Annotated in this window: 13 protein-coding genes; 7 read left to right on the forward strand and 6 right to left on the reverse strand. The window is 41.9% G+C overall.

The window, feature by feature from the left end; translation table 11 throughout:
* Positions 1–30: 30 nt before the first annotated feature.
* The 3 genes from ACY3FQ_RS03125 to ACY3FQ_RS03135 form a co-directional block, all read right to left on the reverse strand.
* Positions 31–2,163 (reverse strand): 3-hydroxyacyl-CoA dehydrogenase NAD-binding domain-containing protein, encoded by a 2,133-nt coding sequence (locus ACY3FQ_RS03125; RefSeq protein ID WP_489773625.1) that lies wholly within the window; start codon positions 2,161–2,163, stop codon positions 31–33.
* Positions 2,164–2,174: 11 nt separating this feature from the next.
* A complete protein-coding gene (locus ACY3FQ_RS03130) occupies positions 2,175–3,380 on the reverse strand; it encodes an acetyl-CoA C-acetyltransferase (RefSeq protein ID WP_489773626.1) in 1,206 nt (401 codons plus the stop codon).
* A gap of 190 nt (positions 3,381–3,570) precedes the next feature.
* Positions 3,571–4,581: an AraC family transcriptional regulator gene (locus tag ACY3FQ_RS03135; protein WP_004695134.1), complete on the reverse strand. Its 1,011-nt coding sequence runs from the start codon at positions 4,579–4,581 to the stop codon at positions 3,571–3,573.
* A gap of 209 nt (positions 4,582–4,790) precedes the next feature.
* Between ACY3FQ_RS03135 and ACY3FQ_RS03140 the strand changes: the two genes are divergently transcribed.
* From ACY3FQ_RS03140 to ACY3FQ_RS03165, 6 genes are all read left to right on the forward strand, one after another.
* The gene (locus ACY3FQ_RS03140) at positions 4,791–5,909 is read left to right on the forward strand and encodes a CaiB/BaiF CoA transferase family protein (RefSeq protein WP_005400243.1); all 1,119 of its coding nucleotides are present in this window, start codon (positions 4,791–4,793) and stop codon (positions 5,907–5,909) included.
* Between the two features lie 119 nt (positions 5,910–6,028).
* The gene (locus tag ACY3FQ_RS03145; protein WP_489773627.1) at positions 6,029–7,276 is read left to right on the forward strand and encodes a carbohydrate porin; all 1,248 of its coding nucleotides are present in this window, start codon (positions 6,029–6,031) and stop codon (positions 7,274–7,276) included.
* Positions 7,277–7,460: 184 nt separating this feature from the next.
* Positions 7,461–9,863 carry a glucose/quinate/shikimate family membrane-bound PQQ-dependent dehydrogenase gene (locus tag ACY3FQ_RS03150; protein ID WP_005400245.1) on the forward strand — a complete coding sequence of 801 codons (2,403 nt, stop codon included), beginning with the start codon at positions 7,461–7,463 and terminating at the stop codon, positions 9,861–9,863.
* Between the two features lie 381 nt (positions 9,864–10,244).
* A complete protein-coding gene (locus ACY3FQ_RS03155) occupies positions 10,245–11,888 on the forward strand; it encodes a nitrite/sulfite reductase (RefSeq protein ID WP_005400246.1) in 1,644 nt (547 codons plus the stop codon).
* On the forward strand, positions 11,881–12,366 hold the full coding sequence (locus tag ACY3FQ_RS03160) for a DUF934 domain-containing protein (RefSeq protein WP_039889966.1): 486 nt from the start codon (positions 11,881–11,883) through the stop codon (positions 12,364–12,366). The genes ACY3FQ_RS03155 and ACY3FQ_RS03160 overlap by 8 nt, the downstream gene beginning before the upstream one ends.
* Before the next feature lie 106 nt (positions 12,367–12,472).
* The gene (locus ACY3FQ_RS03165; protein WP_005400248.1) at positions 12,473–12,826 is read left to right on the forward strand and encodes a DMT family transporter; all 354 of its coding nucleotides are present in this window, start codon (positions 12,473–12,475) and stop codon (positions 12,824–12,826) included.
* Positions 12,827–12,839: 13 nt separating this feature from the next.
* Here the strand turns inward: ACY3FQ_RS03165 and ACY3FQ_RS03170 are convergent, their stop codons facing one another.
* The 3 genes from ACY3FQ_RS03170 to ACY3FQ_RS03180 all read right to left on the reverse strand — a co-directional run bounded on the left by ACY3FQ_RS03170 (position 12,840) and on the right by ACY3FQ_RS03180 (position 15,277).
* Positions 12,840–13,292, reverse strand: a complete 453-nt coding sequence (locus ACY3FQ_RS03170; RefSeq protein ID WP_005400249.1) for a VOC family protein — start codon at positions 13,290–13,292, stop codon at positions 12,840–12,842.
* 184 nt (positions 13,293–13,476) lie between these two features.
* Positions 13,477–14,652 (reverse strand): thiolase family protein, encoded by a 1,176-nt coding sequence (locus ACY3FQ_RS03175; protein WP_005400250.1) that lies wholly within the window; start codon positions 14,650–14,652, stop codon positions 13,477–13,479.
* A gap of 100 nt (positions 14,653–14,752) precedes the next feature.
* On the reverse strand, positions 14,753–15,277 hold the full coding sequence (locus ACY3FQ_RS03180; protein ID WP_005400251.1) for a GspH/FimT family pseudopilin: 525 nt from the start codon (positions 15,275–15,277) through the stop codon (positions 14,753–14,755).
* A 375-nt stretch (positions 15,278–15,652) separates the two neighbouring features.
* Between ACY3FQ_RS03180 and omp38 the strand changes: the two genes are divergently transcribed.
* On the forward strand, positions 15,653–16,675 hold the full coding sequence (gene omp38, locus ACY3FQ_RS03185; RefSeq protein ID WP_039889969.1) for an outer membrane protein Omp38: 1,023 nt from the start codon (positions 15,653–15,655) through the stop codon (positions 16,673–16,675).
* Positions 16,676–16,917: the final 242 nt, after the last annotated feature.

The raw sequence follows: 16,917 nt of genomic DNA on the forward strand, positions 1-16,917 counted from the left end.
TCTGCCGATCCCTTTTTTAAGATTGAAGTTTTAGCGAATCTGACCCGATGACACCGATTCAACCAGACGTTTCGGTGCTTTGAAACGCTCACCGTATTTCGCTTCAAGTTCATTGGCACGTTGTACAGCTTTGTCTAAACCATATTGGTTTAAAAACTGAATTGCACCCCCTGTCCACGGCGCAAAACCAATCCCAAAGATCGAACCGATATTGGCATCAATCACAGATTCAAGGACATTCTCTTCATAACAACGCAAAGTATCTAGTGCTTGTACAAACAGGAAGCGGTCTATCATTTCTTGTTCAGAAATATCTACATCTTTTTTCCAGTGGCTTAATCCATCCCAAAGATGTTTTTTGCTACCTTCTGGATAATCATAAAAACCTGCACCAGTTGCTTTACCTTTACGGTCAAAAGTATGAATCATGGTTTGAATCACATCATCTGCACCTGAACGTGGTAAATCTTTACCCTCAGCCTGAAGCGCCTTACGCGTTTCATTGGCAACATGCTCAGAAAGTGTTAATGCAACTTCATCTTGAATGGCCAATGGTCCAACGGGCATGCCTGCTTTGAGTGCAGCCATTTCAATACGAGCTGGATGTACACCTTCATGCAGTAAACGCAGACCTTCCTGAACGAAAGTACCAAATACGCGACTGGTGAAGAAGCCACGGCTGTCATTGACAACAATCGGGGTTTTACCAATTTGCTGTACATAGTCATACGCCTTCGCCAAAGTTTCAGCAGAAGTGTTTTTACCTTTAATGATTTCAACCAATTGCATTTTATCGACTGGACTAAAGAAATGCAGACCAATAAAGTTCGCTTGATCTTTCGATGCATTTGCCAAACCAGTAATTGGTAATGTCGAAGTATTTGAAGCCATCACACCACTTTCTACAAGGAATACTTCAGCTTCTTGAGTGACTTTCGCTTTGAGTTCTTGATTTTCAAATACTGCTTCAATAATTAAATCACAGCCTTTTAAATCTTCCGCAAATGCCGTTGCAGTAATTAAACTTAAAACCTGATCACGTTTTTCAGCCGTCATACGACCTTGCGATACCTTTTTATTCAGTAATTTTTGGCTATAGGCTTTACCTTTTTCTGCATTTTCTACAGAAACATCTTTCAGTACAACGGGAATCCCTTTGATTGCTGTAGAGTAAGCAATACCAGCCCCCATCATACCAGCGCCAAGTACACCGACTTTGCTCGCTTGCCATTTTGCAATGTCTTTAGGACGGCTCACACCTGCCTTGATTGCATTCATTCCATGCCAAAAAGTACCGATCATGTTTTTTGAAACTTGACCTGTCGCAAGATAGGTAAAATAACGTGATTCAATGGTCAGTGCCGTATCCACATCGACTTGCGCACCTTCAACCGCAGCCGCCATGATCGCTTCAGGAGCAGGATAGCAACCTTTGGTTTTATCACGTAACATTGCGGGAGCAATCGCCAGCATTTGCGCAACCACAGGTGTTTTAGGATCACCACCCGGAATTTTATAGCCTTTAACATCAAAAGGTTGTTGTGATTTCGGATTAGCTTTTACCCAAGCAATCGCTTTGTCCATCAACTCTTCAGCTGTTTCCGCAGTATCTTGAATTAAACCAAGAGATTTTGCTTTATCCACACCAAACTGCTTACCCTCCATTAAGAATGGAAAGGCATTTTGTAAGTCTAAAAGGCGTACCATACGCACGATACCACCACCACCCGGCAGCAGACCTAAAGTCACTTCTGGAAGTCCAAATTTAGTTTTAGGATCATTCAATGCAATACGTGCATGACAACCTAAAGCGATTTCCCAACCGCCACCTAAAGCCGTACCATTCAATGCTGCAACCACAGGAACACCTAAAGTTTCGATATAACGGAACTCTGCTTTCATTTTCTGAATCATTTCAAAAAATGGAGTGGCATCTTCCAAACGAGCTTGAATCAACTCATCCAAATCGCCGCCTGCAAAGAAAGTTTTTTTCGCTGAACGAAAAATAATCCCTGTTATAGAAGTTTCAGATTTCAGTTTAGAAACAATATTTTCCAAAGCTACACGAAAATCTGCATTCATCGTGTTTGCTGATTGATTCGGAGAATCTAAAGTCAGAATAATAATGCCATCGTCATTTTTTAAATATTGAATTGCGCTCATTATTATTCTCCTTATACCAACTCAATAATGGTCGCAATACCCATGCCACCACCTACACATAATGTTGCCAAGCCACGCTTTTTACCTTGGCGTTCTAACTCATCCAGTAAAGTTCCAAGAATCATCGCACCTGTCGCACCCAATGGATGCCCCATCGCAATTGCGCCACCATTCACATTGACTTTCTCAGCAGGAACTTTTAATTCCGTCATAAAACGTATCACCACTGATGCAAATGCTTCATTGACTTCAAATAGATCAATATCATCAATCGTTAAACCAGCTTTTGCCAATGCTTTACGAGCAGCAGGTGCAGGCCCTGTCAGCATAATGGTTGGATCTGAACCCACCAAAGCGGTCGCCAATACTTTGGCACGTGGTTTTAAACCTTGTTCTTTGACCGCTTTCTCGGAAGCAAGTAATACAAGTGCTGCACCATCGACAATACCCGATGAGTTTCCGGCATGATGTACATGGTTAATTTTTTGTGCTTCTGGATATTGTTGTAATGCAATCGCATCAAAACCCATTGCACCCATCATTTCAAAACTTGGATTGAGTTTTGCTAAACCATCTGCTGTTGTTGACGGTTTGATAAATTCATCTTGATCTAAAATGGTCACGCCGGCTTTGTCTTTAATAGCAACCACTGATTGATTGAAATAACCCGCAGCTTGTGCAGCTGCTGCTTTGCGTTGCGAATTTGCTGCAAATGCGTCGACATCTGAACGTGTATAACCATCCAATGTTGCAATTAAATCTGCGCCAATCCCTTGCGGAACAAAATGTGATTTTAAATTTGTTTCAGGGTCTAATGCCCATGGCCCACCATCTGAACCCATTGCAATACGTGACATCGACTCGACACCACCTGCAACAACCACATCTTCCCAACCTGAACGTACTTTTTGTGCAGCCATATTGACAGCTTCAAGACCTGAAGCACAGAAACGGTTGATTTGCACACCGGCAACATCATTATCCCACCCTGCCGCAATTGCAGCAGTTTTAGCAATATCACCACCTTGGTCTGCAATAGGCGTGACACACCCCAAGACAATATCGTCTACTTTAGACGTATCTAAGTGATGGCGGTCTTTGAGTTCATTCAATAATGTTGTAAGTAAAGTAATCGGCTTCACTTCATGCAATGAACCATCTTTCTTTCCTTTTCCGCGTGGTGTGCGAATGGCGTCAATGATATAAGCCTCGCTCATAGCTGTTCCTTTTTATGACTTTTAAGTTGTTATGCATTTGAGTGTACAAATTAATGGCCGTGATGCAATGACTAGAACGGGTCAGGTCAGATGAGTCTTTTTGCCAATAGACTGAAGATTTGGGCATAAAAAAACCCAAGATCGAAATCTTGGGTTTAGCAATGTGCCGAACCGTCGTTAAACTAGAAAATTAGTGATAGCCGTGTAGTTGGCGATATAAACCGGGTGTGACCCCAGTCCACTTTTTAAATGCACGGTGGAAGGTACTGGTTTCACTAAAGCCCACTTGTTGTGCCACATCTTCTAAAGTCAAACCTGGGTTCAATAGTAGGTGGATCGCGGCATCACGACGTAATGCATCTTTCACGCCTTGGTAACTTTTACCTTCAGCAGCTAAGCGGCGACGCAACGTTTGTGGCGATAAATACAGCATAGAAGCCACATCATTCAGAGTTGGCATTTCCTCACCAATTTGGCTCTTCAATACATCACGAATACGTGAAGTGAGTGAGTTGGTGTTTTTAAATTTCACCAACAACTGTGCAGGAGCGGCTTTTAAAAACTCTTCTAATGTTTCTTCATTTTGACGAATTGGTAAGTCCAAATAATCTGCGGCAAAAGTGATTTCGGTACGCGGCATGTCGAACTGCATCACAGGTGCGAAGAACAGGGCATCATACTCATCTGCATGGGTTGGACGTTCATAACCAAAGTGTACACGTTCCAGCGGTAAACGACGCTCAATCAACCAAGATGCGAGACCATGCCAAATCATTAGCATACTTTCGGTAATGAAGTGATCTGGATCCATCGATTTTGGAATCTGAGGAACAAGACGAGCTTCATGCTTGTCGCGCTCTAATGTCACCGACCACTCATCACCAAACAATTTATAAAACTGTGACGACAGTTCTAAAGCATCACCTAAGGTTTTGGCATGAATAATCAGCTGACACATGATGGCAAACGTACCTAAACGACGTGGTTGCTTATCGAAGCCAACATGTTCGTCTTGGGTCACCATCCATAACATTTTAACGAAGCGAGTATATTGTTCTGGAGAAATACGGGCTTTAGGTTGACGCAGCAGTTCTGCCTCAATCCCTACGTGAGAAAGTAATGTTTCGACATCCATGCCGAGACGTTTTACGCCAGTTAAAGCCGCATTGACGAAATGGATACTAATGGTATCACGGCTCATATTTAATCCTTCAGTCTCTTTTATATTCACTTGCGTTTGACCTAAATGACGCTAAAAAAAGTATTTTAGGCAATTTACACTAAAGTTTTTTGCCTTTTTACATGTTAAATTGCCGAAATGATCAAGGTAAATGGCTGAACATGACATTGTTTTGTTGCTTTTATATTTCTAAAATAGCTAAAAAATCAACATAAAAAGAGAAAATAAACATGGATATGGCATTGAAAGGATTGAAAGTTCTCGATTTTTCTACACTTTTGCCCGGACCTTTTGCAACAATGTACTTAGCAGACCTAGGTGCAGAAGTGATCCATATCGAGTCTCCAACCCGACCTGATCTGATCCGTTTAATGCCACCTTATGCCAATGGACAGGCCACAGCACATAGTTATCTCAACCGAAATAAGCATGCAGTGGCATTGGATTTGAAAGATTCTGCCAATATTGAACTGATCAAATCGAAAATTTCAGACTATGACATTGTGATTGAACAATTCCGTCCAGGTGTGATGCAAAGATTGGGACTCGACTATCAGACCTTATCTGAAATTAATCCGCGCTTGATCTATTGTTCCATTACGGGTTATGGGCAAACAGGGGGGTATCAGAATAAAGCAGGACACGATATCAACTATGTGGCTTTGTCAGGGATCGCGGGACATAGCGGGCGACAGCACAGTGGACCACCACCAATGGGGATTCAAATTGCGGATATTGCAGGAGGCTCTTTGCATAGCGTGATTGGAATTTTAGCCGCAGTAATTGAAAGACAGCGTAGTGGTTTGGGGCAGTATATTGATATTTCCATGACCGACTGTGTGGTGGGGCTCAGTAGCATGGCCGCAGCTGCGAGCTTAGCAGGACAGGAAAAACAAGGGCCTGAGCAAAGCTACCTCAATGGTGCGACTTTTTATGACTATTATGAAACCCAAGATGGGCGTTATTTATCGATTGGAAGTTTAGAGCCACAGTTTTTACATGGGTTGGCCCAGATTTTAGAGTTGCCGATTGTGGCTGAAAAAGGAGCCTCATTGGCAACTGATGACCGTCAGGTGGTGAAACAAGCAATAAAAGACAAAATTAAAACTCAAGATTTTGCCACGTGGAACGCAATTTTTCAGCAGCAAGATGTTTGCGTTGAGCCGGTATTAACGTTGGATGAAGCACTCGATTCGCAGTTGGCCAAAGATCGTGCATGGGTGGTTTCTGTACCTTTACAAGAGGGAAGTACAAAAAGCGAACAACAATTAGCTTGTCCAATTAAGTTTTCACGTTCAAAAATAAGATATGAATTTATAGGCAAACCACTTGGTTTTGATTCTTTATAAATATCATATAGCGATAATTTGGATAGATTTAAAACAACAAAACGTCATAAAATGGGTTTTTATACAAATAAAGCGTATCATATCGATTAGTTGTAATTTTGTAAGAAAGGTCACCAATTATGAATAAATGTAAAAGAAGTTGGTGTTTTAATCTCGGTCTCTTAGTACTTAGTTGCTGCTTTCAAAGTGTGTATGCTGCAAATGCCTTTGAGGCAGAAAGCCCTTGGATGCTGGGTGACTGGAATGGTCAGCGCAGTGCATTGCAGCAAAAAGGCTACGACTTTAGCTTTGGCTATACGGGTGAAATGGCAACGTTGCTCGATGCCTCGCATTCTTCAAGTCACGGTACCGAATACGCAGACCAGTTTGCATTCGGTACGCACTTCGATTTAGACAAGATTTTGGGCTGGCAGGATACTGAGGCTCAAATCACCATTACCGAACGCAATGGGCGTTCACTTTCTCAAACATCCGATGCTTTAGATGGGCATTTAAGTTCCACTCAAGAAGTGTGGGGACGTGGTCAAACGTGGCGTTTAACGGATTTGTGGATTAAGAAAAAGTTCATGGATCAAAAGTTAGACATCAAAGTCGGTCGTTTTGGTGAAGGGGAAGATTTCAACAGTTTCGATTGTGATTTCCAAAACCTTGCGCTCTGTGGCTCTCAAGTTGGTAACTGGGTCGGTGACCAGTGGTACAACTGGCCTGTCAGCCAATGGGCTGCGCGAGTCAAATATAACCTTCGGCCAGACCTGTATGCACAAGTCGGGGTGTATGAATATAACCCTGAAAACTTAGAACGTGGCAAAGGCTGGAACTTAAGTACCGACGGTTCGCAGGGGGCCATTATTCCTGCTGAAGTGGTGTGGCAACCTGCTGTAGGTATAAATAAGTTACCCGGCGAATATCGTGCAGGTTATTACTACAGTTCAGCAGATGCCACAGACATTCAAAACCCACAGCAAACCTCACATAAACAAGGCGGCTGGGTTGTTGCCAAGCAGCAACTCACAGCACATCACGGTGATGCTGCGCGCGGTTTGACAGTTTTTGTGAATCTCACACTACATGATTCAGATACCAATACGGTTCGCGACATGCAGAATATTGGTGTGGTCTATAAAGGTGCTTTTGATGCTCGCCCTCAAGACGAAATCGCGATTGGTCTAGCCCGTATTAATATTAATGATGATGTCGATGCCCGTGGCTTACAAAGTGAAGAGTATGATGCCGAGATTTACTACGGTATTCATGCAGCCAACTGGCTGACCATTCGTCCCAATATTCAATATATCCGCCATGTAGGCGCGTATAACAATGGTGAAAATGCATGGGTCGGCGGAATTAAATTCCAGACCGCATTTTAGTTTCTAGATCGATAAGTATTTGTCCAACAAGGTTGATAAATACTTTTTACGGTTGTTCAAAGCATAAAACTGTTCGAAATAAGTCGTTTGGACAGATACTTAAAATCTAAAAACTGTCTAGGTGCTCATATCGATATTGAAACGATATGAGCTTTTAACAGAATCTAAGAAAAAGGTGGTCAATATGAGTACTCCGTCTTCAGGTTCAGGGCTTAAAACTTTTACAGCTGTGATTGCTGTAATCTTTGGTTTAGTCCTGCTGATAGGAGGGATTTATCTTGCAGTGCTTGGTGGGTCTTGGTACTACATCATTGCAGGTTTACTCTTCATCGCGACTGCAGTTCTACTGCAAAAATTAAAAAGTACGGCATTAATCGTTTATGCGTTGTTGGTCTTGGGTACAGTGGTTTGGGGCTTATGGGAAGTGGGTTCAGACTTCTTTGCCTTGGCACCACGTTTAGATATCCTTGGTTTATTTGGCTTATGGCTACTCATTCCAGCGGTCACACGTGGCTTTGACAACGCTAAAAGTGCAAAACTGGTTTTAACAGGTTCACTGGCAATTACTATTGCAGTGATGATCTATGCCGTATTTAATGACCCTCAAGAAATTCGAGGTGAACTGAGCAGTAAGCAGCCTGCAACCGCACAGTCCATTCCAGGTGTTGCTGATGGCGACTGGCCTGCTTATGGCCGTACTCAGTCTGGTTTGCGTTATTCTCCTTTAACGCAAATTAATTCTGAGAATGTTAAAGATTTAAAAGTCGCTTGGACCTATAACACAGGCGACTTCAAAACAGAAAATGACTCTGGTGAAACCACCAATCAGGTCACCCCAATTAAAGTTGGGGACAATATGTATATCTGTACCACGCACCAAAAACTGGTTGCACTTGACCCAGCTACAGGTAAGGCGAAATGGACTTTTGATCCGAAACTCAAAGCGGACAATACTTTTCAGCATTTAACCTGTCGTGGCGTGTCTTATTATGATGCGAACAATACGTCTGGTTTTGAAGCCAGCTTGCAGAATAAAAAGTCATCGTCTGCGCTATGTCCACGTAAAGTAATCTTACCTGTGAATGATGGCCGTTTGGTTGCTATCAACGCTGATACTGGTGAGCGTTGTACTGACTTTGGTAAAAATGGTGAAGTCGATTTGCAAAAAGATATGCCATTCCCTTATCCGGGCGGTTATATCCCAACGTCGCCACCTGTAGTCACAGGCACGACTATTATTATTGCGGGTTCAACCACAGATAACTATTCAACTGAAGAACCTTCAGGTGTGATTCGTGGTTATGATGTAAATACGGGTGCATTGTTGTGGGTCTTTGACACAGGTGCAGAAGATCCGAATGCTATTCCAGCTCCGGGTCAAAAGTATGTTCAAAACTCACCGAATGCATGGGCACCATTAGCCTATGATGCAGCTTTGGATATCGTTTACATTCCAACGGGTGTGGGTACGCCAGATATTTGGGGCGGTAACCGTACCGAGTTGCATGAGCGTTATGCTAACTCAATGCTGGCATTGAATGCCTCAACAGGTAAGTTGGTGTGGAATTTCCAAACCACGCATCATGATTTGTGGGATATGGATGTACCATCACAACCGACATTGACGGACATTAAAGATAAGTCAGGCAAAATGGTTCCTGCCATTTACGTGTTAACGAAAACAGGCAATGCCTTTGTTCTAGACCGTCGTACTGGTGCAGCCATTGTTCCAATTACGGAAAAACCTGTACCACAAACAGTGAAACGTGGGCCGCAAACCAAAGGTGAGCGTTACTCTGCGACACAACCTTTCTCAGACTTTGACCTTGCACCAAAAGAGAAATTGACAGATAAGCAAATGTGGGGTGCAACCATGTTTGACCAGTTGATGTGCCGTGTGTCTTTCCACAAACTGAACTATGACGGTATTTATACCCCACCTTCAGAAAATGGAACTTTAGTTTTCCCAGGCAATTTGGGTGTATTTGAATGGGGCGGTATGTCCGTTAACCCTGATCGTCAAATCGCGGTGATGAACCCAATCGGTTTACCGTTTGTTTCTCGACTCATTCCAGCCGATCCAAACCGTCCGAAAACAGCCAAAGGTGCAGGCACCGAAGCGGGTGTACAACCGATGTATGGTGTGCCTTACGGTGTAGAGATCAGTGCGTTCTTGTCTCCATTTGGTTTGCCATGTAAACAGCCTGCTTGGGGCTTTGTGGCGGGTGTGGATTTAAATACTCACGAAGTTGCATGGAAACGTCGTATTGGTACGATCCGTGACAGCTTACCGGGGATTCAATTACCACCATTTAAAATGGGGGTTCCTATGCTTGGTGGTTCAATCTCAACTGCGGGTAATGTGATGTTTGTCGGTGGTACGCAGGATAATTATATCCGTGCCATCAACGTGACCAATGGTGATGAACTTTGGAAAGGTCGTCTACCAGCAGGTGGTCAAGCAACACCAATGACCTATGAAGCCAATGGCAAACAGTATGTGGTCATTATGGCGGGTGGTCATGGTTCATTTGGTACTAAGATGGGAGATGCTTTGGTGGCGTATGCCTTACCCGATGCAAAATAATCGTCTGTAGTTATTTAAACTTTAAAATAGCCTGATTCGTCAGGCTATTTTTATATGCAGTCGGTTTAAAAGGGCAAAGTGACGAGGAGGAAAGAATAGAAAAATTGAGTTCTACCCAGATAAGCCGAGTTTAAAATTTACGTGGTAGCAATGAATGAATTAGTGTGTATGTGATCAGCTGAACGGAGTTAGCTGAATAATGTATAAGTATCTAATAAAAAATACTTTAATCAGAAAAAACCTTTAGGATTAGGGACAAACAGTACATCTACTTATCCTTATCAATAAAACAGCTATGAAATATGTAAAAAACGCATTTTGTTGATAGTTTAAATCTCGTTATGCTGTCAGCCGTTATAATGAAACTACTAGCTGTACGCCATGTATTTATATACTGATTTCGATCAGCAACTGATCAATGAACGTGTTGCACAGTTCCGTGACCAAACGGAACGTTATTTAGCTGGAAAACTCACTGAAGATGAGTACCGCCCATTACGTCTTCAAAACGGTCTCTATGTACAACGCTATGCGCCAATGTTACGTATTGCTGTGCCTTATGGCTTAATGAACTCAACGCAATTGCGCAAAGTTGCAGAACTTGCAACTGAGTTTGACCGTGGTTATGCACACGTTTCAACGCGTCAGAATATTCAGTTTAACTGGCCTGCGCTAGAAAATGTTCCAGACATGCTTCAAGAGCTAGCTTCTGTACAAATGCATGCAATCCAAACTTCGGGTAACTGTATTCGTAACACCACCACAGACCAATATGCAGGTGTAGTTGCTGGTGAAGTGGCTGACCCACGTCCAACGTGTGAATTGATCCGTCAATGGTCAACCTTCCACCCAGAGTTTGCTTTCTTGCCACGTAAGTTCAAGATTGCTGTATCAGCATTTGAAGAAACTGATCGTGCAGCGACCTCATTCCATGATATTGGGGTGTATATCGTTAAAAATGCAGCAGGTGAGATCGGCTATAAAATTAAAGTCGGTGGAGGCTTAGGTCGTACCCCTGTGATTGGTAGTTTCATTCGTGACTTCTTGCCACGTGAAGACCTGATTGCTTATTTAGAAGCAGTACTGCGTGTTTATAACTTGCATGGTCGCCGTGATAACAAATACAAAGCACGTATTAAAATTTTGGTGAAAGCGTTGACGCCTCAAGTCTTTGCCGAAAAAGTCGAAGCTGAGTTTGCGCACACCATTAAAACTTTAAAAATTCAGCCTGAAATTTTGCAGAAATTAGACGAAGAATTTATACCGTTTGATTATCAAGATTATGCAGATGAAGATTTTTCTGAACTGTTTGCTGCGCATCCGAAATTCAAGCAGTGGTTCAATATCAATACCAATGCGCACAAAGTGAAGGGCTACCGTATTGTAACGATTTCGTTGAAACGTACGGGTATTGCACCGGGTGACGTGACCACGGAAGAGATGAATTTGATTGCAGACCTTGCAGACAAATACACCTTTGGTGAACTGCGGACCACGCATGAGCAAAATATTTCTTTGGTAGATGTGCCACAGAAGGATTTATTTGAACTGTGGACTATTCTTGAAAAAAACAATTTAGCACGTGCGCACATTGGTTTCTTAACCGACATTATTTGCTGCCCAGGCGGTGACTTTTGTTCACTGGCAAATGCGAAATCAATTCCTATTTCAGAAGCGATTTCACGCCGTTTTGATGACTTAGATACCATTTATAACCTTGGCAAACTGGATCTGAATATTTCAGGTTGTATGAATGCATGTGGTCATCACCATGTGGGCAACATTGGTATTCTAGGTGTAGACAAAAAAGGCGCTGAATTCTACCAAATCACTTTGGGTGGTAATGCTGATCATGATGCTTCAATTGGTGACATTTTAGGCCCATCATTTGCAGCTGAAGTTGTGCCAGACATTGTTGAAGAAATTTTAAATACCTATCTTGACCTTCGTGCTGAGGGTGAAGAATTCATCGATACTTATCGCCGTGTGGGCATTCAACCCTTTAAGGAGCGTGCATATGCTTAATCTCGCACTACAAGTCCTCTCTAAAGATGGCTCGATTGCAGACAACACTTATCAAGTGATTGGTGAAGATGGTGTTTTACCGCAAGGTGATGTGGTTTTAACGGTTGAGCAGTTAGATCAATTGGCTCAAGTTTCAGGTAAAAAAGCACTCCTTGTTACAGTTGATGCTTCTCCTGAAACGCATGAATTCCCTTTAGATCAGTTAGATGCCATCTTTATTGATTTTACGGGTTTTAACGATGGTCGTGGCTATTCATTTGCAGCGCTATTACGTCGCCAAGGTTTCCAAGGTGAACTACGTGCAACAGGTGATGTGTTTAAAGATGTCTTGAATTACATGAAACGTTCAGGCTTTGATACCTTTGTTATTAAAGAAGGTAAAGACATTCTTGAAGCTGCTGCGGGTTTAAATGATTTTAGAAATCCATATCAAGCATCAACAGCCGTTGCACAAGCCAGTTATCAAACGGGCGCTTAATTTTTTAAGCAAGCAATGAAAAGCTGGACTTCGGTTCAGCTTTTTTGTATTTATACGCAGCATTTTTGATGAACAAATTAAAGAAAAAGAATCAGGTAAATTAGACATGATGGCACTTTTTGCAAAAATTAATCCCGGTGTCATTTGGTTACTTATTGCTATTGCTACAGATGTGCTTTCGACTTTTTATTCCGCAAAAGGTAATGGCTTGGTCAATAAATTGGATCAAGGCATTGCACTGGTGCTTTACATGATTTCTTTTGCGTGTGCCGCCTATGCCTTAAAATTTATGCAAGCGGGAATTTTATATGTGCTGTGGTCTGGCATTGGTGTCATTGCCACAGCACTTCTTGCTAAAGCATTTTTAGGGCAGAACATCGATTTGGCTGGATGGCTCGGTATCGGTTTTATTACCGTGGGACTCACTATTATTGCGCAATTTTCAAATATTGATGTTTAAAAAGAAGACGCATTTATCCTTCTTCTAATTGGCAATTCACCATCCATTTAATTCCAAACTGATCGGTAAATGCACCATAGAGTGCGCCCCAAAATGTTTTCTCTAAAGGCATTTCTATTTTTCCATTGACTGAAAGTGCATCAAATAAGCGTTTAGCATCGGCTTGTTCATGGGCATCTAAGTTAATGGAAATATAGTGGTTGTTGCCTACAGTAAAGACGGTATTGCTTTGAGCACAAAACTGATCATTGGTATCCGAAGCCATCAGAATCGTGCTGGCATTGATGGGAAGCGAAACATGCATGATTTTTTGTTGGTCAGCGTCGGAAAGGGTAACTGAACTTTCATCTGAAGGTAAGTCTCCATAACGCATGAACGTTGCAAACTCTCCACCAAAGACAGACTTGTAAAAATTAAAAGCGGCTTCAGTTTGACCGTCAAAGTTGAGGTAGTGATTCAGTTGCATTGTCTTATCCTTGTTGTTTTTTTTTGTCGTTATTTTAACAAGTCGTTAAGATCGACCCTAATACAATCTTGTAATAAAAAATCCCTCGCAGTCGAGGGATTTTCATAAATGTCGCTTTTATATCAGCTAATCAGCCAGTCTTTCATTGTATAAAATATGTCAATAAAAGAAAGTTGCTTGCATCTTAAAGTAATTCAATCGCTACAGCAGTCGCTTCACCACCGCCGATGCATAGTGCCGCAATCCCTTTTTTACCACCTGTACGTTTAAGCGCATGAATCAAAGTCAGGATAATACGTGAACCAGTTGAACCGACAGGGTGACCCAATGCGCAAGCTCCACCATTGATGTTCACTTTTGCTGGATCAAGTTTGAAGTCATCGATTGGACACATAGTTACCATCGCAAAAGCTTCATTGATTTCCCAAAGATCTACGTCCTGTGCATTCCAACCTGTTTTCTTAAGCACTTTTTCAATTGCACCGACTGGTGCAATGGTGAACTCTGATGGATGTTGTGAGTTCGATGCATAAGCCACAATTTTGGCTAATGGTGCTAAACCTTTGCTCGATGCATTTTCTGCTGAAGTTAAAACTAGTGCGGATGCACCATCCGAGATTGAACTTGCATTTGCTGCAGTGATGGTGCCATCTTTAGCAAAAGCAGGGCGAAGGCTTGGAATTTTTGCAATATTGGCATTGAACGGTTGTTCATCTTTATCAACGACAACATCACCTTTGCGAGATGAAACTGTCACAGGCACGATTTCATCTGCAAAGTAACCTTCGTTGACCGCTGTTTGTGCGCGCTCTAAAGAGCGAATCGCGAAGGCATCCATTTGCTCACGCGTATAGCCACGAGTATTGGCCATATCTTGTGCAAAAGAACCCATTAATCGACCTGTTTCTGCATCTTCTAAGCCATCAAGGAACATGTGGTCTTTGACATCGCCATGCCCCATACGGTAGCCTGCGCGTGCTTTGGTTAAAATATAAGGAGCATTGGTCATCGACTCCATGCCACCTGCAACCACGATATTTGCTGAACCTGCTTTGATCATGTCTGCTGCTTGCATTACCGCTTTCATGCCAGAACCACAGAGTTTATTGATGGTCACGGCACCTGTTGAATCAGGTAAACCTGCTTGGCGCATAGCTTGGCGTGCAGGGCCTTGTTTTAAACCAGCAGGTAGAACACAGCCCATGATTACTTCTTCTACATCGTTTGCGTGTAGGCCAGCACGAGCAATCGCTTCTTTAATCGTTACAGCACCGAGCTCTGGAGCGGTTACACTGGCTAAACTGCCTTGAAAACCGCCCATTGCTGTACGAGCACCATTCACAATTACGATGTCTGTCATTTTCTTCTCCGAATCACTTATACGTTTTGTTGGAAACTTAAGCAGTATATGCAAATTTGCTAGCGAGAAAAGCTGAAAACGTGATTATGGACTCATGGGTCTAGTTACAGGCATCGAGGGGTTCAGTCCGGGTCTGCCCCATTTTGCTCATGACTAATTTAAAGTGATCCTGATTTTGCATAGAGCAATAATAGAAAGTTCCATTTGAGCCAAGGGGGAGGCCATTTTCAGCTTTAAAGCTTAACGATGGAAGACTGAGTGTGCCACGCCAATCAAGATTGCCATATTTGAGCTGCTGTTGTTCTGTCCGAATAATCGTTTCACTGGTATCTACTCGTCGGTTTTTATTATTATCGATAAATACAATAAAGCCCATGTTCCACTGATGATTTTGGCATTGAACGAGGTCTTGACTTGGGCAAATGGTGATATTTTGACGTTGCAGGTTGGCCATATTTTTGGCTGCCTGAATACTATTTCGTAATGTATTCAGTGTTTTGCTGCGCTCTTGTGAGGCCATATACTGATGAAAGTGAGGAAGTGCGATTGTACAAATGATCAGAATAATGCTAATAGTGATCATGAGTTCGAATAAAGTGAACCCTTTTTTATTGATAAAAAACATATGGTTATCCAGTTATGTTGTTATAGAGCTATTTTTTATTTATTAAAGCTTTGTTTATCAAACAAATTTTATACATAATTAGTAGTACTCAACTTGTTTAAAAAGCTGTTAAAATGTAATACAAGTGAAAATAAGCTATTCGCAAGTAAAAATTGAGTAAAAAATTACCGAATTACAACGGAAATTGTAAGTAATTTTGTCAATAATTTACTTGATTAAAGTTATCAAGCACTTGGAAAAAAAATAAAGTGTTTGTATGATTCATTGCGAATAGCTTAAAAATAAAACTGGGGTATAAAAAAGCCTATCTCAGAATGGTTAAATAATTTTAAGCTTAAGCTTGAAAAACAATTGTTATCTCTGGAGGATAAATCCATGAAAATGAGTCGTATTGCATTAGCAATGCTCGTAGCTGCTCCTTTAGCTGCTGCAAACGCGGGCGTAACTGTTACTCCATTAATGCTTGGTTACACTTTCCAAGACACTCAACATAATAATGGTGGTGATCATTTGACTGATTCAGCTCAAATGGATGATGACCTATTTGTTGGTGCTGCACTTGGTGTAGAGCTTACTCCTTGGTTAGGTTTTGAAGTGGAATACAACCAAGTTAAAGGTGACATGGTTGACCAAGCGAATGCTGAATACAAGCAAACGCAAATCAACGGTAATTTCTATGCTACTTCTGACTTGATTACTAAAAACTACGACAGCAAAATCAAGCCATATGTACTTTTAGGTGCTGGTCACTACAAATACGAGTTTGATAACGATCTAGGTCGTGCTGGTCGTGGCCTTAAAGAAGAAGGTACTTTAGGTAATGCTGGTTTCGGTGCTTTCTGGCGCTTGAACGATGCTTTGTCTCTACGTACTGAAGCTCGTGCTACTTACAACATCGATGAAGATTTCTGGAACTACACAGCACTTGCTGGTCTTAACGTAGTTCTTGGTGGTCACTTGAAACCTGCTGCTCCAGTAGTAGAAGTTGCTCCAGTTGAGCCAGTTGCTCCAGTTGAACCACAAGAGTTAACTGAAGACCTTAACATGGAACTTCGTGTGTTCTTTGATACAAACAAATCAAACATCAAAGACCAATACAAGCCAGAAATCGCTAAAGTTGCTGAGAAGTTAGTTGAATATCCAAACGCTACTGCTCGCATCGAAGGTCACACAGACAACACTGGTCCACGTGCATTGAACGAACGTTTATCTTTAGCTCGTGCTAACTCTGTTAAATCGTCTCTAGTAAACGAATACAACGTTGATCCAGCTCGTTTGTCTACTCAAGGTTTCGCTTGGGACCAACCGATTGCTGACAACAACACTAAAGAAGGCCGTGCTATGAACCGTCGTGTATTCGCGACAATTTCTGGCAGCCGTACAGTTCAAGCTCAATAATCTGAGTTTTAACTAAAAAACGACTCTTCGGAGTCGTTTTTTTATGTCTAAAATAATGAAATTTATGTTAACTCACATCGTTGAAAATAAACTCGAGCTCAATGCAAGAGCCTTTAAGGCTTACGGTGGTCATGGTTAGCTACGTATAGGATATTAAATATAGTTAGAAGTATTTAATTTTAGAGGATGAATATAAGAAGAATGAAAAGTGGATTTCCGTCACTCATGCTTCACTACATCGA

The organism is Acinetobacter sp. AB03 (genome assembly GCF_058107045.1).